Below are 21,861 nucleotides of genomic sequence, written 5' to 3' on the forward strand. Positions count from 1 at the left end.
GAACGCTGACGCTTACATCGACACCGTGTCGGCCACGTCCTTGAAGTCTTCGATCTGGTCGAAGTTCATGTACTTGTAGATCTTGTCGCCGTTGGCGGTGAGCACGCCCATGTCGGCCATGTACTCTTCCTTGTTCGGGATACGGCCAAGGCGCGAGCAGATGGCGGCCAGTTCGGCCGAACCCAGGTACACGTTGGTGTTCTTGCCCAGACGGTTCGGGAAGTTACGCGTCGACGTGGACATCACCGTGGCGCCTTCGCGCACCTGTGCCTGGTTACCCATGCACAGCGAGCAGCCCGGCATTTCGGTACGTGCACCGGCAGTGCCGAACACGCCGTAGTGGCCTTCCTCGGTCAGCTGCTTCTGATCCATCTTGGTCGGCGGGGCGACCCACAGCTTCACGGGGATGTCGCGCTTGCCTTCCAGCAGCTTCGACGCGGCACGGAAGTGACCGATGTTGGTCATGCACGAACCGATGAACACTTCGTCGATCTTGGCGCCAGCCACGTCCGACAGCGTCTTCACGTCGTCCGGATCGTTCGGGCAGGCCACGATCGGCTCATGCACGTCGGCCAGGTCGATCTCGATCACGGCGGCGTACTCGGCGTCGGCATCCGGTGCCAGCAGCTTCGGATCGGCCAGCCATGCTTCCATGGCCTTGATACGGCGCTGCAGGCTGCGCGGGTCCTGGTAGCCCTCGGCGATCATCCACTTCAGCAGCGTGATGTTGCTGTTGATGTATTCGATGATCGGTTCCTTGTTCAGGTGCACCGAGCAACCGGCGGCCGAACGTTCTGCCGAGGCGTCCGACAGTTCGAATGCCTGTTCAACCTTCAGGTCGGGCAGGCCTTCGATTTCGAGGATACGGCCCGAGAAGATGTTCTGCTTGCCTTGCTTGGCCACGGTCAGCAGGCCTTGCTTGATCGCGTACAGCGGAATGGCGTTGACCAGGTCGCGCAGCGTCACGCCGGGCTGCATCTTGCCCTTGAAGCGGACCAGCACCGATTCCGGCATGTCCAGCGGCATCACGCCGGTAGCGGCGGCAAAGGCGACCAGGCCCGAACCGGCCGGGAAGCTGATGCCGATCGGGAAGCGGGTGTGCGAATCGCCGCCGGTGCCCACGGTGTCGGGCAGCAGCATGCGGTTCAGCCACGAGTGGATCACGCCGTCGCCCGGACGCAGCGAGATGCCGCCACGGGTGCTGATGAACTGCGGCAGCGTGTGGTGCGTCTTCACGTCAACCGGCTTCGGATACGCGGCGGTGTGGCAGAAGGACTGCATCACCAGGTCGGCCGAGAAGCCCAGGCAGGCCAGGTCCTTCAGCTCGTCGCGCGTCATCGGGCCGGTGGTGTCCTGCGAGCCCACCGAGGTCATCTTCGGTTCGCAGTACGTACCCGGGCGGATGCCCTTGCCTTCGGCCAGGCCGCAGGCGCGGCCAACCATCTTCTGGGCCAGCGTGAAACCCTTGCCGGTGTCGACCGGGTTCTGCGGCAGGCGGAACAGCGTCGACGGGGCCAGGCCCAGTGCTTCGCGGGCCTTGGCGGTCAGGCCACGGCCGATGATCAGCGGAATACGGCCACCGGCGCGCACTTCGTCGAACAGCACGTCCGACTTGACCTTGAATTCGGCGATCACGGCGCCGTTCTTCAGGGCCTTGCCTTCATACGGGCGCAGTTCCACGACATCGCCCATTTCCATCTGCGACACGTCGAGTTCGATCGGCAGGGCGCCGGCGTCTTCCATCGTGTTGTAGAAGATCGGGGCGATCTTGCTGCCCAGGCACACGCCGCCAAAGCGCTTGTTCGGCACGAAGGGAATGTCTTCGCCCGTGAACCACAGCACCGAGTTGGTGGCCGACTTGCGGCTCGAACCCGTACCGACCACGTCACCGACGTAGGCCACCAGGTTGCCCTTCTCTTTCAGCGATTCGATGAATGCCACCGGGCCGCGCTTGCCGTCTTCTTCCGGCTGGAACGCCGCGCCTTCGCGCTTGTTCTTCAGCATGGCCAGCGCGTGCATCGGGATGTCCGGGCGCGTGGTGGCGTCGGGGGCCGGCGACAGGTCGTCGGTGTTGGTCTCGCCCGGCACCTTGAAAACGGTGATCGTCAGCGATTGCGGCAGTTCCGGGCGGCTCGTGAACCACTCGGCGTCGGCCCAGCTCTGCAGCACAGCCTTGGCGTTGGCGTTGCCCTTGTCGGCCTTTTCCTTCACATCGTGGAAGGCGTCGAACATCAGCAGCGTCTTCTTCAGCGCGTCGCCGGCCACGGTGCCCACTTCGGCATCGTCCAGCAGTTCGATCAGCGGCGAGATGTTGTAGCCGCCCAGCATCGTGCCGAGCAGTTCGGTGGCGCGGGCGCGCGAGATCAGTGCGGTCTTTTCCGAACCCAGGGCCACGGCGGCCAGGTACGAAGCCTTGACCTTGGCAGCGTCGTCCACGCCAGCCGGCACGCGGTACGTAATCAGGTCCACCAGGGTCTGCTCTTCACCCGCCGGCGGGTTCTTGATCAGTTCGATCAGCTCGGCCGTCTGCTTGGCGGTCAGCGGCAGAGGAGGAATGCCAAGCGCAGCGCGTTCGGCGACATGGGCGCGATAGGTATCAAGCATGGGAACCTGCTGTTAATAGGGTTGTAACGGGGTACTGCCTTGTCTCTTGTGGGCCGGCGGCGCAATACCGCCAGCGGCCGCGTGATTGTAATCCGAAGTCTGCCAGAGATCAAATGTCTTATATCTTATATAAGAGTTAAATTGAGTGAAATACGACGTGACAAGGGCTGGCGGGTGAGGGAGTGTTGCAAAGCTGCAGATTAGGACTGATCCCGCCCCAAGCAAAGCCGTATTGCATCGCCCGGCAAAAAGATGCGCATAGATTACATTTTCGTCAGGATCGACGATGACTCCGGCACGTATGTCTTAAGTTCCGCGCCCCGCTATCGTTAACCAGCGTAGCAGGCGCAAATGGCGCGCCAATGCGCCCCTGCGCCCGATGCCCGCTGGCTCAAACGGCCAAGCTAAGCGGGTTTCCCCCTTTTTATCGGCCCTTTGCTTACCTGCGATTCAGGAAGAATGGCAGGCATTCCGACACAGGCATCTCATGGCGAACACGCTTTCCCCCTCCCAGACTGGCGGCACTTCGAGCAAGCGCGGCCGACTGCTGCTGATTGGCGGCGGCGTGCTGGTAGTGGTGCTGGCTGCTGGCGGCTTTTTCCTGGGCAGCATCCTTAGCAGCAATCATCAGCCGGCTGCACCGGCTGCCCCGGTGGTGCCGCCGCCGATCTTCGTGCCGCTGGATGCGTTCACCGTCAACCTCAAGAGCGAGGACGGCGACCGCTTCCTGCACACCGGCCTGTCGCTGAAGGTGGCGGATGCCGACACCCAGGGACGTCTGGCGCAGTACCAGCCGGAGGCACGCAGCCGCATCCTGCTGCTGCTCTCGGCACGCCAGCCGGCCGATCTGGCCACGGTGGAAGGCAAGCGCAAGCTGGCCCAGGACATTCAGGCGGCGATCAGCCAGCCGTTTGCCCCGGGTCTGCCGCCGCAGAAGATCCTGGATGTCTTGTTTACTTCGTTCGTGGTGCAGTAACACTGCTGTCCGCACCGCGAACCCTGAGCCAAACCGATAGATATGAAACTGCCCGCCGAACTTCTTTCCTGCCGTCGCGTAAAGCGCGACGTCTGAAGCCGGACATGGACCGTTTCATCCTCACAGCCGTTCACGGGGCAGGACACTAGATGGCCTACGACAAGTTCCTCTCGCAGGACGAGGTAGACGAACTACTGAAAGGCGTATCCGGCGAAGCCGATACGCCCACGGCCAACGTACCGGTCGTCGAAGAAGGCGGCGTGCGGCCGTACAACCTGGCCAACCAGGAGCGCGTCGTCCGCGGCCGCCTGCACACGCTCGAAATCATCAACGAGCGTTTCGCCCGGGCACTGCGTACCGCGCTGTTCAACTTTATCCGCCGCGGCGCCGACATCTCGGTAGGCACGGTCAGGATCGAGAAGTACGGCGACTTCGTGCGCAACCTGCCGGTGCCGACCAACCTGAACCTGGTTCACATGAAGCCGCTGCGGGGTACCGCGCTGTTCGTGTACGACCCGAACCTGATCTTCCTGGTGGTCGACAACCTGTTCGGCGGCGACGGCCGCTTCCACACCCGTGTGGAAGGCCGCGACTTCACCCAGACCGAGCAGCGCATCATCCGCCGCATGCTCGACCTGACGCTGAACAGCTACAGCCAGGCCTGGCGTACCGTGCATCCGATCGAGTTCGACTATGTCCGCTCGGAGATGCACACCAAGTTCGCCAACGTGGCCGGCCCGAACGATGCCGTGGTCACCACCGCGTTCCATATCGAACTGGGCGCCGTGGGCGGGCAACTGCATATCTGTATCCCCTTCTCGATGATCGAGCCGCTGCGCGATCTGCTGATGAATCCGCTGCAGGACGAAGTCGAGGTGGACAAGCGCTGGCTCGGCCAGCTTTCCAACCAGCTGCGTGCCGCCGAAGTGGAACTGGTGGCCGAATTCACGCACCTGCGCAGCACCGTGGCCGAAGTACTGGCCATGCGCGAAGGTGACGTGCTGCCGATCGAACTGCCGGAGAAGATCTTCGGCAAGGTCGACGGCGTGCCCGTCATGCAGTGCGGTTTCGGCACGATGAACGGCCAGTACGCACTGCGCGTGGAACGAATGATCAATTACCAAGACAGCGATCCCAACAAGGAAACCGATCATGACTGACGGCACTCAGGACAAGCCGGTCGATCCGATGGACGATTGGGCCAGCGCCCTGGCGGAGCAGACCAGCGTCGAACAGGCTGCGCCCGCTGCCGAAGCGGCCGCCACCACGGCGCCGGCAGCCCCGGCCATGCCGACCGCCACGCCCGCGGCTTCCACCGTGTTCCCGCCCCTGGCACAGGACGCACCGAGCGGCTTCCACAACGATATCGGGATGATTCTCGATATCCCCGTGCAGCTGACCGTGGAACTGGGCCGCACCAAGGTACCCATCAAGAACCTGCTGCAACTGGCGCAGGGCTCGGTGGTGGAACTCGACGGCCTGGCCGGCGAACCGATGGACGTGCTCGTGAACGGCTACCTGATCGCCCAGGGCGAAGTGGTGGTGGTGAACGACAAGTTCGGCATTCGACTGACGGACATCATCACGCCGTCCGAACGTATCCGGAAGCTCAACAAATGACAGCCGCCTCGCGCCGGTCAGCAGCTGCCGTGCGCATTGCCTCGGGCATGGTCCTCCCGGGCCTTGCCGCGACCGGTGCGCAGGCCGCTGATGCCGCGCCCGGCACTGCCCAGGCGGCCAACCCCGCCAGCAGTGCCACCGCCAGCCACTCGTTCGCCGGCAACGCGCCGGCGATCAGCAGCGGCGGCAGCCTGGCCCAGGCGGGCCTTGGCCTCTTCGCGGTCATCGCGCTGATCCTGGGCATGGCCTGGGTCGCGCGCCGCGTGGGCCTGGTTCGCCACGGCGCCGGCACCGCATCGATCAAGGTCGTGAACAGCCTGGCGCTGGGCACGCGCCAGAAGGTCGTGACCGTGGAAGTGGGCGATACCTGGCTCGTGCTCGGTGTCTCGCCCAACGAAATCCGCCCGCTCCATACGCTTCCGGCCCAGCCGGACAGCGGCGCGCCCACCGGTTCGTCCCCCACCCCGCCGATGCAGGGCGGTTTTGGCGAACGCCTGATGCGCGCCATGCAGGAAAACCTCAAGAAATGAACACGCCGCGTGCCGCCGCTGTCCAGCGGCAACCCGTGAAGCCCTTCGTGCGTCCGTCGCGCGTGGCGGCCGCCCTGCTGGCCCTGCTGCCGCTGGCGCTGTGGCTCGCGCCCGACGCCGCGCTGGCGCAGTCGCTGCCGGGCGTGACCAGCCGTGCCGCCGCAGGTGGCGGCCAGGTCTGGTCGCTGTCGATCCAGACGCTGGTCCTGCTCACGTCGCTGTCGTTCCTGCCGGCGGCCATGCTGATGATGACCGGCTTCACGCGCATCATCATCGTACTGGGCCTGCTGCGCAGCGCGCTGGGCACGGCATCGTCGCCGCCCAACCAGGTGCTGGTGGGCCTGTCGCTGTTCCTGACGTTCTTCGTGATGTCGCCGGTACTCGACAAGGTCTACACCGACGCCTACAAGCCGCTGTCCGAAAACCGCATCAGCCTGGAAACTGCCGCGCAGCGCGCCGCGGTCCCGGTGCGTGGCTTCATGCTGCGCCAGACGCGCGAGAAGGACCTGGCGCTGTTCGCCCAGATGGCCAAGACGCCGGAAATGCAGGGCCCGGACGATGTGCCGTTCTCGGTGCTGGTGCCGGCCTTCGTCACCAGCGAGCTGAAGACCGCGTTCCAGATCGGCTTCACGATCTTTATTCCTTTCCTGATCATCGACCTCGTCGTCGCCAGCGTGCTGATGGCGATGGGCATGATGATGGTGCCACCCGCCACCATTTCGCTGCCGTTCAAGCTGATGCTGTTCGTGCTGGTCGATGGCTGGCAACTGCTGCTGGGGTCCCTGGCGCAGAGCTTCATGAATTGACGGGAGCCCGAGATGACACCCGAGATGGTCATGACGATCGCCACGCAGGCGATGAAGATGACGCTGATGCTGTCCGCCCCGCTGCTGCTGGTGGCGCTGGCGGCCGGTCTGGTGGTGAGCCTGTTCCAGGCCGCCACGCAGATCAATGAAATGACGCTGACGTTCATTCCCAAGCTGGTCGCACTGTTCGTGACGATGGTGCTGGTCGGTCCGTGGATGATCAACACGTTCGTCGACTACATGCGCGAAGTGTTCCAGGGCATTCCGGCCCTGGCGCACTGACCCTTCCCTTCCCCGCAGGACCCAGGCACCGTGTTCGAGGTCACCACCGACCAGATGTACGGGTGGATCGCCGCCTTCCTCTGGCCGATGTTCCGGCTGATGGCGCTGATCGCGACCGCGCCCCTGTTCGGCGAATCGACCATTCCGCGCCGCGCCAAGATCCTGCTGGCCGCCGCGCTGTCGACCATCGTGTCGCCCACGATCGGCAACATCCCCACCGCACCGATCTATTCGTACGAAGGCCTGCTGGTCGTCATGAACGAAGTGGGCATCGGCGTCGCCATGGGCTTCACGATGCGGCTGATCTTTGCCGCCGTGCAGATGGCTGGCGAAGTCATCGGCCTGCAGATGGGCCTGTCGTTCGCGGCGTTCTACGACCGCTCGTCGGGCGGGCAGACGATGGTGCTGTCGCGCTTCCTGAATATCGTTGCCACGCTGATGTTCCTGTCGCTGGACGGACACCTGATGATGCTGGCCGCCCTGGTGGACAGCTTCCAGGGCGTGCCGATTGCCGGCGTGCCGCTGTCCGGCCACGGCTGGGGCGTGGTGGCCCGGGCCGGATCGATGGTCTTTGCCTCCAGCACGCTGCTGGCGCTGCCGATGATCGCCGCGCTGCTGACGCTGAACCTGGCCATGGGTATCCTGAACCGCGCCTCGCCGCAGTTGTCGATCTTCGCGGTGGGCTTCCCGGTGACCCTGCTTGGCGGCATGCTCGTGATGTCGCTGTGCATGCCGGAGATGGGTGTCTACATGCAGCACCTGGTCGACACCGGCCTGCAGACCGCTGCCCAGGTACTCGACCAGCTCGCACCCTGATCCCCGGCCCGCGCTACCGCGTCACGGCAGCGCGCCAACCTGCCTGAGTACCGCGCGGGCAATTTCCTGACGCTTCGCACCCACTTCTGGACGCGGCATGTCCAGGTTCATCGCGAATACGTAGGTATCGTCGCCGCGCGTGACCCAGCCCACCCACCAGCCCACATCGACCTTGCCCGCCGTGGCCCAGCCAGTCTTGGCGCGCAGCGTATAGGACGGCGTGCTTTCGATGGTCAGGATGTCGTCAAGCGCCGCGAAGCTGTGCTCGGAGATCAGCGGCACCTTGTGCGCGGCGGCGTTGCGCAGGAAATCGACCTGCTGGTACGTGGTGATCTGCAGGTGGCCGTTGAGCCAGAAGCGGTCCACCGGCCCGTCGACATCGGCATTGCCGAAACGGGCGGCGCCCAGGTACTTGCGGTACTGCGCGGTGCCTACGCGGCGCGCCAGCGCCTGGTAGGCCGGCACGCACGAGTTCTTCAGGGCCACGCGCAACGCCACGTCGCCGTTGCATACCTCGGGCAGGATCGGCTTGCCATGCTGCAGCCACACCTTGCCGTCCCATGGCAGCTTGTCGTTGTCGACATCGGCCACGGCGCCGGTCTCCAGGCCAATCAGCGAATTGAAGATCTTGAAGGTCGACGCCGGCGAGTACGCCGTGGCCGCGCGCTTCGGGTTGTACGTCAGCATGCGCTGCTGGCGCACGTCGTAGACCACCATCGTGCCGTCGACGCCTGCGGCATCGAACAGCGGCCTGGCATCGATGGGAACTTCGGCGGCATGCAGGGTCGTGGCCGCGCAGGCCAGCAGCAGCGGCATCAGGAAAAGTCGGGCAAGTCTGTTTCGCATATCAACACGCTATGAGTTTTGTGGTTATCGGGGTTGTCGTCATGCAGACGGCTGGCAATCCAGGCCCGGATCGTGGTGCGGAGCATAGGCGCAGTCCCGCAAGTCTCCAACCGGCGTAGCTGTAACACGCGTAACATGACGGCCATGCCCGCCCCCGCATCGTCCCGCACCATCGTCCAAGTCGACCTGTCCGACCCCTGCCGGGTTGGCGAACACGCCGCACGCTACCAGTCCGTCTGGCTGCTGGCGCGCATCTGGCTGGCCGCCTCGCGCGATCACGAGGACCTGGGCGCGGCAGCGGTGCGCGCCCGATTTGCCGATGCCGCCAACGTGCGCATGATCGTGTCGCGCGCATTCGGCGATTTCGCGCGGTGGGGCATACCCGTGGGCTGGGGCCATGACAAGGGCATGGGCATTTCCGCGCTGCGCGCCGACGGCCGCAGCCGCGGGCCGTTCTGGATGTCGGCCGCCACGGCGGGCAGGGTTCGCTTCAGCGCGCATGGCAAGCCGCTGGGGGCTGCGGGCGTGGCGCGGTGGCTGGGCCGGGTGCCGGCCGGCGACACCGCACCGGCACCCGACGCCGGCAGCGAGGGCTTGCAATATGTGATGCGGGACATGGCCTTCTGGCGCCATCTCACGCAAGCCATGCGCGGCGCGCAGGATGGCTTTGCTGGCGTGCTCGACCACGGCGTGGCGGAGTCGTTCCGGGCGGCGCAGCGCACCGCTGCCGACGACTTCCAGCAGGCATTGTCGCTGCTGAAGGAAAGCCTGGCCTGGCGCCGCAGCGACCGCCTGGACAAGAGCCGCGCGGCGCTGCGGCGCTTCGAACGGATCGTGGTGGCCGGCGGCGTCAATGCAGCGCTGCCCACGTTCGCTGCCATGGCGCATGTGGTGCGCGGCTGGGAGCACTACGCAAGGGGCGAACTCGATGCGGCGCAACGCGAACTGGCGCGCCTGTCGGGCGATGCCGAACTGCGTCCCGTCGTTCGCTATAACCCGCGCATCCGCTTCGAGACGCTGAACCTCGAAGCGCTGGTCCACAAGAGCATCGCGCTGCGGCCGGACGATCCAGACCGGCCAGCGGGTGCACAGGCCAGCCCATCGCAGCGCCAGGAGGCCGCGCGCCTGGCACTCGATGCGTTTGCCGGCGCGTTGCAGGCCGCCTACGAGGCCGATTCGGTCGACGCGGTGCAACACGCGGCGGCCAATATCGGCTGGTCGCTTTGGTTGTTCTGGCTGTACCGGCTGGTCGATGTGGCGCGCGACATGGCGCCTGGCGACGTGCAACGCCAGGCCATGCGCTGGCTGGGCCTGTCGGAGTGGATCTGCGACCGGTTCGGCGTGGGCGGGGGATCGGCGTGGAACACGATCTTCCTGCTGCGCGTGGCGCGCGGCAGCGTCAGCGCCGGCCCGCCGGCATCTCTGGCTGCGTTCCGCGCCCGCCAGCCGCTGAGCGTGGCGGCAGCCATCGACGCGCTGCGGCCGTTTCACGCCCCTTTTGCGCCGGCCAAGGGCTTTGTGCGCTGGTCGTCCGTGGCGGCCTTTGCCCTGGAAGAACACGACACCGGCCGCGTGGCCTACAACGCGCTGCAACTGGCAAACCTGCTGCTGGAATCCGCCTGGTACCTGACCCACGAACAGGGTGCAACCGCGCAGGCCTACGACGCCATGGAGCGGCTGGCAACGCAACTCGGCGCACTGCGTGCCGCCGAACGCGGCTTCTTCCATTCGGAAATCCGCGCCTTCCCGCCCGAACTGCGGGCCGCCGCCGCCGAGGCCGCCGCGTGGCAACGCCGACCGCGAAGACAGACATGACCACCACGAACTTCACGTATCGCCATCCGAATCTCGGCATCGACTGTCGCTAAATCCAGGTGCGCCACACGTCAATCCGATCCGGCGGAACGTTGTGCCGCGCAAATCCACCTGGGGACGGCGATTTGTCGAAGCTCCGCGGCCCCGTTGTCACCCCGACCTCCCCGGGCATTGAAATCCTTGCAGCAACCCCGTTGTCCATGGATTGGCAAGGCTCCCGGTATTGACGTCGAGCCTGGCCTTGCGGCCATCGAAATCGTACTCGGCAATGAAGTGGCTGGCGGTGGCCGACCCGGCGAGCGTGCCCTTGGCTATCACACGCATCAGTGCCCACGGGCCGTTGGCGGTCAGCGTCGATGTATCCGGGCGGACGCGCGGGCTGGCGGTGATTCCTGCACCCTGTCCACCGCGCGGGCCAGGCCAGGTCACCTTGAGCGGGATGACCGGGCCATGTACGTAGCGTTGGCTCTGCCCGTCGAAATCCATGTTTAGCTCGACAATCCCGGGATCGAGCTCCACCACCTTCAGGTCCACCTTCCAGGCCATCTTCCTTGCGCCCGGGTCCCGGAAAAACACCTCGCGGATTTCCCTGGCGCGCTGGAATGGCACCAGACTGGGCCCCGCGACCGGTGGCACGTCCGGCGCTGTGAGCTTGTAGCGCCAAGGGGAGATGGTGGTATCGACATGCGGGGCCAGTACCTTCTGGAAGAAGTCGTCCAGCACACCGCCCGTGGCGAAGACCCGGGCGAAGTCTTCCGGATCGACATCCTGCATCGAACCCGGCGTGAACGGATACTTGCCATCGATCGCACTGCGACAGCTTTCGCCAATCACGGCATCCATCTGTGCGATCAGGATGTCGCCAATTCCCTTGTTCACGTCGCGGGTGCCCTGCACCACCAGATCGGCCAGCACGGCCTTGAACGGCGCCGGCAGCTTGGCGGCCTCCATGCGCAATTGCGCTCCGGCGTCGGCGGGTGGCGGCAGATTCCGGGTATTCAAGGCGTTGTTGGCGACCACCAGGCTGGTGTAGTAGGCGTTGACCATGCCCGCGATTGCATCCAGCGCCGGCTTGCCCGCACTTGTCTGGGCGCCGGGGGCCGCCACATCGGCCTGACCGGTGACGACCTCACGTAGCGCGGCAAAGCGGCTATCGACCAGTTCCCGCTCCTGGCGCGCTTCGGCACGCGCGCTCAGGGGCTTGATCCTGTCCGACTGCTTGTCGAGCGCCGACAGCGCCTTCTGGGTGAGGGACTTGTCGTCGGATTCAACCGGGCGGCTCAGCGAGGTTTCCTGCACAGCGACCCGGCCGAGCCTTGCCAACGGCGAATCCGGCGCAGCGAAGTTGCGCAGAATTTCCAGATCGAAGGCGAGGTTATTGCCGGTGACCGTACGAATATCGGCGAGAAACGTCTCCCAACGTCCGGCATACTCGTTCAGGTAGAGGCGCCGAATCTCCCGCGTCAGGGGATCGTTGCCGCTCAGCTTGCCTGCGGCCTCATCAGGCGTTTTTTTTTGAGCACCGACACCGGCGCCCCGGCCCATGACCCAGGCATCAATGGCCTGGGCCTTGCCAACGAACTCCGGTAGGCGCGCGTTGAACAGGTCGTGGTAGCCGGCGTAGGTAAAGAGCCCGGGAATACCACGCTCCAAAGGTTCGCCGCTGGCGCGCGTAAAGACGGTGCCCGCCTGAGGCCCTACCGCGCGGACAAGCGTGAAATCCTGCGGCGCCTCTTCCGCCATGGCTGCCTTGGCCCGATCATACAAGCGCTCGATCGACGTATTGCGGTCAAGGAACTCCCGTGCCGAGCGGATCAGCGCCTCATTCTTTGCATAGGGCGACAGCACGGGCCGCGTGCTATCCAGCAGGCTGTCCAGGTGCTCCAGCACCGCCACCCGACCACCGAAGGCATCGGCCCCGTTACCGGTAGCCCAGTCGCTTTGCACCCAACTGCGTACGTCGGACGCGTTGAACTTGTCCTTGTCGTGCAACATCAGATAGACCCGCAGGGTGTCGTAGGTCTGCTTGGCGTCGCGTGCATTCACCGCAGCCGCCAGCACCGACTCAACCCGCCGCACCAGGTAAGGTACCAGGAGGGTGTCCTGCAGCATGGTGTGGGTGACGATCGCGGCATCCAGGACTGGCGGCGCGCTGTACAGACCGTAGCGCCAACCCATCGACGGATCGGCGGGATTCAGCCAGCCAATGCCAGGCAGGTCACGCGAGGCAGTCAGCACCTCGGGCATCGCATCCGGCAGCGGCTTCCTGTAGAACGCCGTGACCGTGGCGGCCAACGTCTTGGCTTTTGCCTGTACGACGTCCAGATAGCTGTTGTTCTGGCCGAAGCTTGTGTAGAGCGCCCCGGCCAACCACAGGAAAATCACCAATGCCACGGCGTGGCCGAGCATGCGCAGAAGCCGAAAGCGGAACTCCCAGCGCAGGTTGGGCTTCACCAGGTGCGCCTCTGGCACGACGATGCGTTGGAAGACATCCTGCAGGAAGTAGCTCCGGCTTGCGGTTGTCCCATTCGCGGCAGTACCGGGCACCTGAAGACCAGACGTAGCGTAGCGACGCACTTGCCGTATCACAGTGCCTGCATCCCCGACAACCGCCTCCCCAGTTTGTGCCGCGCTGGTGAAATACACGCCACGCAACATGGCATTGCGCTGCGTGTCGTCATAGCGCGAGTCCAGGAAAATTTGCTCGAGCATTGCCACGAGTGGCTCGGTGACGCTGCCGAGTTCATCCTGCAACGCATAAAGCGCCTTGCGCCGGCTCGGATCAAACTCCTCGTACAGTCGGCCACCGAGCCCATTCTCCAGCCGTTTTACCAACGCACGCATCTCATCGCGGCACTGCGCGGTCATGTCTGGTGGAAGCTGCCCGCGACGTTGCTTGCCCGCAACCGGCAACGTGAAGCCCCAGGGCTGGGCCCGCCCTTCGCTGCTCAGGCACTGGAAATAGCCGGTAAAGCCCGCCAGTTGGTCGAGCTTGGTCACCAACACGTAGACCGGGAACTGGATACCCAATTCTTCACGCAGCTCGACCAATCGCGCCCGAATCCTTGCGGCTTCAGCAACCCGATCCTCAACGCTGTGCCGCAGCAGGTCCCCCACGCTGATCGTTACCAGTGCCCCGTTGATCGGCGCGCGCGCGCGGTGCTTGCGCAACAGGCCGAGAAACCCCTTCCATTCGGCTGGATCGAGGGCAGAACCCGATTCCTGCGCAGTAAGGCGGCCCGCCGTGTCGATCAGGACGGCATCGTTCGTGAACCACCAGTCGGTCTGCCCGGTGCTCTGGCGCGCCCGCGATGCCGCACTCATCTGCTCGGCAATCGGGAATTGCAGTCCCGCATTCAGCAGCGCTGTCGTCTTGCCGGCCCCCGGCACGCCGATCATCATGTACCAGGGAAGCTCATAGAGATAGCGCCGACCCTCGAACAGCCGGCCGATCCGGCTGCCCGTGCGCATACCCTTGAGCTGCCGCAGCGCGGTCTGCAGCGCCGTATCCATCCTGGCGATCTCGTCCTTGCCGATAACCTCAGGTCGTTCCCCACCAAAATTCAGCAGGCTTCTGACGAACGTCTCGTCCGCTCGGGCGCGCCGCCAAAGCAGATACAAGAGATACACGACAAACAGCAGAACGATCGCCGAGATCAGCAAGATGCGGATCGAAGCTGGCTCCAACGGTTGGCGAGATCCGATCGCAAGCAGCGGGCCCGCATGCCATATCAGCAGGCAAAGTGCGGCGACCCCAATCGTGGAGACCGGCCAGCCAAGTAGCCAGAACAGCGTCAGCACGAGCAGCAGCACAATAACCGCGACACGCACCCCAACGCCTGCCAGCGGATACATGCCACCCACGCCGAGCAGCGGGCCAATAAACCAGACGGCGCCCGCAACCAGGAGCACGGCGACCAGTGCGAGCGTCTGCCTGGAAAGCAGCACCGCCCCAAATCGTTTCAGAAATGCCATCCCTTGACCCCCAGTTACTGCGTGACGACAATTTCTACCCGGCGATTCTTCGCACGGGCAGCCGGCGTCCTGTTATCGGTCAGCGGCTCGGTGTCACCCTTGCCGATCGCTTCCAGCCGACCCTTGGCAACGCCCTTGCCAGCGAGATACTCGGTCACAGTCGCCGCGCGCTCTTCGGATAGCGCCTGATTGGAGGGATACCTGGCAGTCCTGATCGGAACGTTGTCGCTATGGCCGATTACCGTGACCCGCCCCGTCACCTTGTTGATTTCCGCGGCAACCGTGTCCAGCAACGGCAGGATCCTGGTGCTGACTTCAGCCTGACCTCCCCCGAACATATCGTCGCCCCGGAAGGTAACTGCGCTGCGCACGGCGTCCTCCTGGACGCTGACGACTCCACGCGCGATCTCGTCCTTGAGCAGTTCGGCCAGGCGCATGGTCTTGGGCGGCTCCGCCGGCGCAGCCTTGCCAATCGCGAGGATCTGCTGTTCCAGGTCATGCGTGCGGAGCAGCAACTGATATTTGTACCAGGCGAAAAGTCCGAAGACTGCAAGCGCCAGCACCGACCACGTGACCCAGACCGGCACCGTGCGCGGCAGGCTCAATCGCCCGGGCTCTGCACCCCGCCAATGAGGCGACAGCTCGAGCGGCACACTTTCGCGTGCGCCGCTGATCAGGTCCAACAATCGCTGCCGGATTGCATCGAGCTGGCGGTGGCCATCGGCGTGGCCAGCGTAGCGTCCGCGGAAGCCGAGTGACAGGATGTGGTAGATGACCTCGATCACATCCATATGTTCGTTGGGCGACTCGACCAGCCGGCCGAGCAAGTGAAACACCCGTTCACCACCATCATTCTCGCCATGCAGCTGAATCAGCAGGCTGTTCTTTGCCCACGTGTGCTGGCCCCATGGCATGCCGTTGGCGGCTTCGTCCAGCGCCGTGCAGAGGCTGTACCGCGCTGCGAGCACGTGCTCGCGACGGATATTTGCGCGTTCACAGACGGACTGGAAATCCCCCGCTTCCAGGACCAGAAACTCCTTCAGCAATTCGCCCTGCGCGGGTTGCAAGTCCACGGGCATATCGGCCAGCGTCCGCAACAACGGACGCGCCGCGGCGAGCAACGGATTGGCGCTCTGGCCAATTTCCGCAACACGTTGTTCGATCGGCTTGCGCGCAAGCGTTGGAACGATCTTTTCTTCGGCAGCCGCCGGCTGTGACGTTCCGCTGGGGGGCGCATCGGGAAACGCCTCCATCCAGGGGCTCGCTCCAGCGTCAGGCGCAGCCGCACCAGGTTCGGGAGTGTCGAGCATCATTGCCGTACCCCCCACAATTCCATGCGCAACTCTGGGAAGCTACCTGCCACATGCAGTGCCAAACCGCCGTACCGCTCCACCTGTTCCCATAGCGGGTGTTGCTGAGACAATTCAAAGTAGACGAACCCGGCGTTGAACGGGATTTGTCGTGGGGGAACAGGTAGCGCCAGCAGCGGAATCCCGGGAAGGTGGGATCGGATCAGGTCCGCCAGGCGCTCGGATGGCCCCACCTTGGTTTGTGCGGGAAACTGCTGCTGCAGCACATCCGATGGGATCTGTGCGGTAACGGCCAATACAAAGGTGGCAAAGCGATCGATCTCGTTCGGATCGAGCACCGCGAGGCGTACACCGTGCGCTTGATCCTTGATCTCGATGCGCTGCGCAGCGCGCTCCAGGACCACATTGAGCAAGAAGCGCAGATCGTCGACCAAGGGTTTCAGACAAAGATGGGGCGCGTCGTGCCGATAGGCGGCATGCTCGGCCGGGCGGCGCGTCTGGGTACGCACGAAAGTCGACAACTCGCCGGATAACGCCGCCAGATGCACGTATAGCACTTCGGGCGAAGCGGACTTGATGGCCAGCAGGTGCGTCAGAATCGGCTCATATCGGTTCAGCAACTGAAGAATAAGATATTCCGACACCTCTGCGGCGTCGCCGCCCCGCATGTTCGCCGCCGAAAGGCGTTCCGCCATCGCCTCGGCGCGTAGATGCAGCAGCCCGTGAATCTCGGTAAGCCAGGTGTGAAGCAACGCACTGGCCGTGTACACATTGACTGGCGGAATCATGGCTGCATCCAGGCGGGCGCTGCCATCCGCGCGAATCTCGGTGACCTTGGTGAGCGGCAGCCCGAGCCAGGATTCCGACAGCTCTTTCTCTGGCAAAAGCCGAAGGCGCAAATCCGCCAGTTGCACCAGCTTGGGTCCCTGCGCGATCGAGTTGGCGTCCAGCAATTCCTGCTCGAAGGCACGGTACCGTGCCAGCGAATCCGTGGCACCCTCGAAGTTGGTTTCCTCCGCATTTGGCGTGCGAATCGGCACCGCCAGATAAATGATCTGGTTCAGGTGTTCGTGCTGAAGCGCAAGCGGCGCCGGCAGCGCGGCATGTGCCGGCGCATCGAACGGCGTGCCATCCTGGAAAACGCCCGCCATGCCCGACACGACCAGCTTGCCCAATGAAAGCGCCTCGGCATCGATCGCGAAATGATGAAATCCCCAGAAAAACGGACTTAATGCAGCGCTACGCTTATGCGCGTAATGTTCCAGATAGCGCTCCTGCTGCTGAAAGAGTTGCGGGCGCAAGAACAGTCCCTCGCTCCAGACGACCTTGTTATACCAGCTCATGGATTCAGTCAGGTTTAGAAATGGTGATGGACTGCTGGTCCAATGAGACTTGCAGTTTGATCTTGCGCGCCGGGATCGCGGCGCGATACCAGGCGGCCTCGGGTGCAGGCGGCAGCTTGTAGACGGCTCTCCACGTGGCCTTCCCGAGTTCCCGGTACCCCACCAGGAAACCTAGCGCCTGGGTATCAGGATTGAGTTTGCGCGCGATATCGCGGGACTCGCCGGGACGCAGGACAAACTCGTCGCGCACCAGCAAGTCCTGCATCAGCAATGTCTTGTCGGACTTGTCGAGCGTGAAATAGTCTGCGTTCTCAAAGGCTTGCTCCGTCTTGAGTTCATAAATGCGGACCATGACGGGCGACGCCCTTCCTTTGTGATCAGGATTGACGGTGTCTTTGGCCGTCATCGCCAGGTCAAGCTTCATCTGCTCTGTCCTGGCGGGTGTCGTGGAGCATCCGGTGAGCGCCATCCCCACGCAGAACGCCCCGGCCAAGTACGCCGGGACACGATGCCTTCGATGTCCCAGGCCTCGCCCCATGAGCCTCTCAAATGCATTCGCCATCGGTTCCATTGAGCTTGGAAATCAGGGAGCAACCGTTCGTGGTCAGCATGCCGTGTACGACTTGCGGCCGGCCATTTGACAGCGTGGAACTGTGCACGCCATCGACGATCACACATCTTTTTTCACAATGCATGCGCGCCCCCTTGAAGGTATAGGTGCGACCGCCGTCGGACGTATCCTGAGCAGAGCCCTCCTCCACCACGGCGCCGCAACTTGCTTCGTCGCCCTGGCAGACATAGCCAAGTATTTGCATACAAATCTCACTTCGGTGATCGTATGAACCTGCCGCTTCAGCGGCAGATGCTCTCGCAAGACGGTAAGGAATTCGAATTACGCATCTCCTTGCCTGCTGGCACTGTCGTCCTGCAGACGCACGAGGTCCGGCTCGATGACTGTCGGCCGGGCTGCCTGAATGTCGCGGGTATTCTTCTGCACCGCAATGGCACCGAACAGCGCGAGAGCAAAGGACGTTCCATAAAAACCCTTCTCGCTCAGTGCCAGCGTTGCATTGAACAACCCAATGCAAAGCAGCAGTACAGCGATAATCACGGAAAGCCAGCTCAGGCCGTAATAGATCCCTGTTACAGGAATACCCTCCAGCTTGTCACGCACACTCTTCTGGACAGAAACTGCAGCGAACAGGCCATAGACCAGCACGGTAAAGTAGTAGCCTCGTTCGTTCAGTAGCAAATCGGAATTAAGCAGCCCTATCAGGAAGGACAGAGCGCCGGCAAACAGCGCCGCCCAGGATGCTGAGACAAAGGCGAAAGACGGTTGTTGCGAGTTGTGGTGCATGGTCATGGATACTCGTCGTGAATCGAATTGCGCCATTCGGCGCGTTGCGTTTGCCCGTGCTCTGGTCTTTGTTACAGGCGCGGGATCGGAATGCTGGAAGGTGTGACCTTCTCGAGTGCGCGTTTGCCCTGTGTCGCCGCCGAATCCAGTATCGGAGCGGCGCCCTGTGCAGCGGCATTTGCCGCGGCATCGATCGCCGCGTTTCGCGCGGCCTGCACCTGCTTCCCTACGGCATCGGCAACGTCGCCTATGGCAGTCTCCCCGCGCGATTGAATACCGAGATGACGCACGCGCGTATCGTTGCCAATGAAAAAGGTACGAGCCCAGCCGTAGCCGCCAGGTGCATATTCGTGGAAGTGCGGTACCCGAAACCACGCGCGGCTGTCATGAATGTAGTCATCGAACAGCTTGATCGCAGCCTTTTCCTGGATTGCAAAGCGGTCCACATTGACCGCGGAAGTCCACTTGCGCAGATAGCCCACCATTTCAGGAGCGGCCTCCAGCACCACATCGTCCGAGGGCGAGTAGTCGCTCATTGCTGCTGTCACTAGGCCAATTTTCGACTTCACCAGCGCGACTCGCATAGAATCCGATGCGGGACGATTCTGGCGCACGATATAAAGGCGCGAAGCCGAGTTTGTGGCAGAACGTGTAAAGGCTGCCCGGGGGATGGTGAGCGTTATCAGAGCGGCCGCACTGGAGACAAATTCCAGCCATTCCATAAGACTCACTGGTATTTTCTCGGCTTGCCAAATATCATTCTGATCAGGTTGCAGCGATGCCAGAAGGAGCCGGAAGTCCTCCGCCCCTTCCAGCAGGTCAGTTTGGTCATTGGTGACGATCTCACCGGCGCCTTCTCCTGGCCTGACGCGCTCCGGCGGCTTGCCAGCAACCTGTGCATAGAGAAATTCCTCGCGACGTTTGATCTCAAGCTGCTTGGCATCGATCTTTGCCTGCGTTGCCTTCATCTTCTCTGCGCTCGCCAGCATGACCGGGATGTCACCCTCATTTCCGGCGCTTCCCACTTCCGCTGCAGCAAGGCTCCACTCTCGCTGCAGTTGCTGCGCCTCGCGTTGAAGGCGCGACAGGACTGCATCCTGTTTTTTCGCCTTCTCATGCAACTGCTCGACCTGATTCGGCGTCAGCTTGTCCTGCCTGCCCGGTTGGCATGACTTGAAAAACGGCTGGTTCGTGACATAGCTCCCTGCTCCGACACGCGCACGCAGGGTTCGCCACATAAGATTCTGGCGCATGCCAAATTCCATGGCGTCTTCCACCGTACTGATCGGAATGACCTTGTCCAACCACGCATTGAATGCCTGGACAACCTCCGGTGTGATACGGAAATCCCGCACCAATGCAGTACGCTCTTTGATCCCGTCTTGCAGCAGGAGCGGGACTCCCGCCTTCAGCGCCTCGATGTACATGTCATGCAATGGGATCTGGCTGAGTTTGTCGTCATCGCCCAGACGCGCCTTGCCTTGCTCCCGAGCAACATAGCCGCCACCCACATCGGAATGCACACCGGGATAAGCGACTTCGAGAAGCCTTGCAACACCTTGCGCATAGCTGTTCCCCATGCGCACAGTGTCCAGCGGAAAACTCATGCGCTGCTCATGGATGGAAAAGAAGTGCACGCAGCGTTTGACCGACGTGGGAATGTTCAATCCGCCGCCCTTCGCCCATGCGTAATGGCCATCGAAGGTGTCCCACGGGATAACGCCATTGATAGAGTCCGGCGGCCCCACCGATGCCACGGTATCGAACAGACCGACGAAATTGACTTCATAGGGGATGCTGCCGACGAGCTTTCCACCCGGCGCCCAGTCCGTCAGAAGTTTGTTCACAAAGACGCGCGCCGCCGCGGCACCACGTGAAAAGCCGAATACGTTGATCCAGACCTTCTTGATGACGCGGTTCCGCTGGGCATCGTCCTTGCGGTTCTGCTGCGCGGTAGCAAGGACACTCTCGCGTTTCTTCAAATCGGGCGAGGATCTGCCGGCGTCGAGCGCTTCGCAGATTCTGCGTGCTTCAGGATCCCCCATCAGCGGCGCTTCATTCGCCCCCTTAATCGACTCGTACATTGCCATGAGCACCCGCGTGTAACCCCACGCGCACCGTTTGGCGAATCCTTTGGCGAATCCCTTCCCCCACTTTCCGTAAATTTCTTCGCCCAACTCCGGGAAAGGCGTACCGACACCCGCTATGTAGAACTTGAACATGTCCTGTTCCGGACGGTCGATCGCGGCGCCGAAAAGCCGCGCCACGTTGGTGTGCGACTGATCGTTCGAGTCACGCCACGGATTCTTCTCATCGTCGTTGTTGTTGGTGCCATCAAAGAAGAGACTGACGTGCAGCGTCCGCTCGCAACTGCATTGTGGATCCGCTACCTTGCCGCAGCCAAGCCCATAGGCATTGGGTCCTTCCGGCAAGCGGCCAGCATTCGTCTCCGGCATCCTTGCCGGCCAGCGCAGTACGCTCATCTTGCTTTTCCTTCTGGACAATCCGCCGATGCTTGAGAGGCATCGTGCTTGCAGCCGCGCGCTGCCGCTTCGCGCTGCAATAGTTGAGCGAGGAGCGCCTCCGCTTCGGCCGCATTGGCTTCAACTGCCTCCGCCAGTCGCCTCTGCTCCGCCGCCTGGCGGCGGAGTTCCGTCGCTTCGCCGCCAGCCGCTGAGAGCGCCTCCTCTTCGAGCGCCTTCGCCATGCGGCGGCGCTCCGTCGCCGTTCCCTCCGCATTTTTGCGCCGCCTCTCCGCCGCTTTGCGCTCCGCTTCCTCGTCCACCACCCCTTGCGCCACGTATGGGTCGTCGTCAGTAGGCCGGGCGCTTATGCTGTTACGCCCATTGGCGTTCCCATCTCGCACCATCACCTTCACCCGATCCCCCGGCAGGAAGATCGCCCACATTCCAGCCGTTTCTCTCGCGTACTGCGGAATGCGCGCTTCCGCCACGTAGTGAACGCCCGGCGTCTTGCCATCCGACATCTTTTCCGCTTCCCACCGGATCGTTACCTTCATGTCGGGCTTCCAGACCTCCGGGATGCCGATGCAGCAGGTCTCGGCTCCTCCGCCAGCGGGGCCATCCTGACCCTTTTCGACTAGCCAGATATTGGGGCCTCCGCCGCGCATGCCGTTCTCTCCGGTGATGCCGAAGCGGACGATGTAGTTCGGGGTGTAGTTCAGCCCTCTCACGCCGCCCGGATTCACGACGGGCGGCAGCTCATACTGCGCGTCATTTGTCACCGGTGCGGGTGATGCGCTCATCGACCCGCCATCCGAACAGCCAGCCACGTGGAACAACGCAAGCGATATCACCAATGCTGCCCAGCACTTCACGGGTGCTCTCCTGCTGTCCACCTTGCCGCGGCCGATTCCATAGGCTTTAGGTCCTTCCGGCAAGCGACCAGCATCCGTTTCCGGCATCCTTGCCGGCCAGCGTAGTACGCTCATCTTGCTTTTCCTTCCGGACAATCCGCCGATGCTTGAGAGGCATAGCGCTTGCAACGGCGCGCTGCCGCTTCGCGCTCCAATAGTTGAGCGAGGAGCGCCTCCGCTTCGGCCGCATTCGCTTCGACCACAT

At 63.3% G+C, this 21,861-nt stretch carries 18 protein-coding genes; 8 read left to right on the plus strand and 10 right to left on the minus strand.

Annotated elements, in window-relative coordinates; genetic code table 11:
- Positions 1-12: 12 nt before the first annotated feature.
- Positions 13-2,604, minus strand: coding sequence for a bifunctional aconitate hydratase 2/2-methylisocitrate dehydratase (locus A9J21_RS28845; RefSeq protein ID WP_066742070.1), 2,592 nt, complete (start codon positions 2,602-2,604; stop codon positions 13-15).
- A 487-nt stretch (positions 2,605-3,091) separates the two neighbouring features.
- Here A9J21_RS28845 and fliL point away from each other — a divergent pair, with 487 nt between their 5' ends.
- The 7 genes from fliL (at position 3,092) to fliR (ending at position 7,634) form a co-directional block, all read left to right on the plus strand.
- Positions 3,092-3,580, plus strand: coding sequence for a flagellar basal body-associated protein FliL (gene fliL / locus A9J21_RS28850; RefSeq protein WP_066742072.1), 489 nt, complete (start codon positions 3,092-3,094; stop codon positions 3,578-3,580).
- A 149-nt stretch (positions 3,581-3,729) separates the two neighbouring features.
- Positions 3,730-4,740, plus strand: coding sequence for a flagellar motor switch protein FliM (gene fliM / locus A9J21_RS28855; protein ID WP_066742074.1), 1,011 nt, complete (start codon positions 3,730-3,732; stop codon positions 4,738-4,740).
- Positions 4,733-5,200 (plus strand): flagellar motor switch protein FliN, encoded by a 468-nt coding sequence (gene fliN / locus A9J21_RS28860; RefSeq protein ID WP_066742077.1) that lies wholly within the window; start codon positions 4,733-4,735, stop codon positions 5,198-5,200. Before fliM ends, fliN begins: the two co-directional genes overlap by 8 nt.
- Complete coding sequence (gene fliO, locus A9J21_RS28865) at positions 5,197-5,730, plus strand: flagellar biosynthetic protein FliO (protein WP_082926678.1); 534 nt, start codon at positions 5,197-5,199, stop codon at positions 5,728-5,730. Before fliN ends, fliO begins: the two co-directional genes overlap by 4 nt.
- A complete protein-coding gene (gene fliP, locus A9J21_RS28870) occupies positions 5,727-6,536 on the plus strand; it encodes a flagellar type III secretion system pore protein FliP (RefSeq protein ID WP_066742084.1) in 810 nt (269 codons plus the stop codon). The genes fliO and fliP overlap by 4 nt, the downstream gene beginning before the upstream one ends.
- Before the next feature lie 12 nt (positions 6,537-6,548).
- A complete protein-coding gene (gene fliQ / locus A9J21_RS28875) occupies positions 6,549-6,818 on the plus strand; it encodes a flagellar biosynthesis protein FliQ (protein WP_061958832.1) in 270 nt (89 codons plus the stop codon).
- A 30-nt stretch (positions 6,819-6,848) separates the two neighbouring features.
- On the plus strand, positions 6,849-7,634 hold the full coding sequence (gene fliR / locus A9J21_RS28880) for a flagellar biosynthetic protein FliR (protein WP_066742087.1): 786 nt from the start codon (positions 6,849-6,851) through the stop codon (positions 7,632-7,634).
- 21 nt (positions 7,635-7,655) lie between these two features.
- Here fliR and A9J21_RS28885 read toward each other — a convergent pair whose 3' ends face one another.
- Entirely contained in the window at positions 7,656-8,480 is an 825-nt protein-coding gene (locus tag A9J21_RS28885) for a penicillin-binding transpeptidase domain-containing protein (protein ID WP_082926679.1), read from the minus strand.
- A gap of 135 nt (positions 8,481-8,615) precedes the next feature.
- On the opposite strand from A9J21_RS28885, the gene A9J21_RS28890 reads away from it, so the two are divergent.
- Positions 8,616-10,295 (plus strand): hypothetical protein, encoded by a 1,680-nt coding sequence (locus A9J21_RS28890; protein WP_066742090.1) that lies wholly within the window; start codon positions 8,616-8,618, stop codon positions 10,293-10,295.
- Positions 10,296-10,445: 150 nt separating this feature from the next.
- On the opposite strand, the gene tssM is transcribed toward A9J21_RS28890, so the two are convergent.
- The 8 genes from tssM to A9J21_RS28925 all read right to left on the minus strand — a co-directional run bounded on the left by tssM (position 10,446) and on the right by A9J21_RS28925 (position 21,731).
- Complete coding sequence (tssM, locus tag A9J21_RS28895; RefSeq protein ID WP_066742093.1) at positions 10,446-14,270, minus strand: type VI secretion system membrane subunit TssM; 3,825 nt, start codon at positions 14,268-14,270, stop codon at positions 10,446-10,448.
- A gap of 14 nt (positions 14,271-14,284) precedes the next feature.
- Positions 14,285-15,583 carry a type VI secretion system protein TssL, long form gene (gene tssL, locus A9J21_RS28900; protein WP_231907080.1) on the minus strand — a complete coding sequence of 433 codons (1,299 nt, stop codon included), beginning with the start codon at positions 15,581-15,583 and terminating at the stop codon, positions 14,285-14,287.
- Positions 15,580-16,923: a type VI secretion system baseplate subunit TssK gene (tssK, locus tag A9J21_RS28905; protein ID WP_066742098.1), complete on the minus strand. Its 1,344-nt coding sequence runs from the start codon at positions 16,921-16,923 to the stop codon at positions 15,580-15,582. Before tssK ends, tssL begins: the two co-directional genes overlap by 4 nt.
- 4 nt (positions 16,924-16,927) lie before the next feature.
- Positions 16,928-17,461 (minus strand): type VI secretion system lipoprotein TssJ, encoded by a 534-nt coding sequence (gene tssJ / locus A9J21_RS28910; RefSeq protein WP_082926680.1) that lies wholly within the window; start codon positions 17,459-17,461, stop codon positions 16,928-16,930.
- A gap of 7 nt (positions 17,462-17,468) precedes the next feature.
- Positions 17,469-17,738, minus strand: coding sequence for a PAAR domain-containing protein (locus A9J21_RS31820; RefSeq protein ID WP_156546306.1), 270 nt, complete (start codon positions 17,736-17,738; stop codon positions 17,469-17,471).
- A 77-nt stretch (positions 17,739-17,815) separates the two neighbouring features.
- Positions 17,816-18,280: an inner membrane protein YiaA gene (gene yiaA / locus A9J21_RS28915; protein ID WP_066742129.1), complete on the minus strand. Its 465-nt coding sequence runs from the start codon at positions 18,278-18,280 to the stop codon at positions 17,816-17,818.
- A gap of 71 nt (positions 18,281-18,351) precedes the next feature.
- Positions 18,352-20,763 carry a DUF2235 domain-containing protein gene (locus A9J21_RS28920; RefSeq protein WP_066742101.1) on the minus strand — a complete coding sequence of 804 codons (2,412 nt, stop codon included), beginning with the start codon at positions 20,761-20,763 and terminating at the stop codon, positions 18,352-18,354.
- Entirely contained in the window at positions 20,760-21,731 is a 972-nt protein-coding gene (locus A9J21_RS28925; RefSeq protein ID WP_156546309.1) for a DUF3304 domain-containing protein, read from the minus strand. Before A9J21_RS28925 ends, A9J21_RS28920 begins: the two co-directional genes overlap by 4 nt.
- Positions 21,732-21,861 lie beyond the last annotated feature (130 nt).

Origin of the sequence: Cupriavidus sp. D384, from assembly GCF_001652915.1 — a bacterium.
Taxonomy (GTDB): Bacteria; Pseudomonadota; Gammaproteobacteria; order Burkholderiales; family Burkholderiaceae; genus Cupriavidus.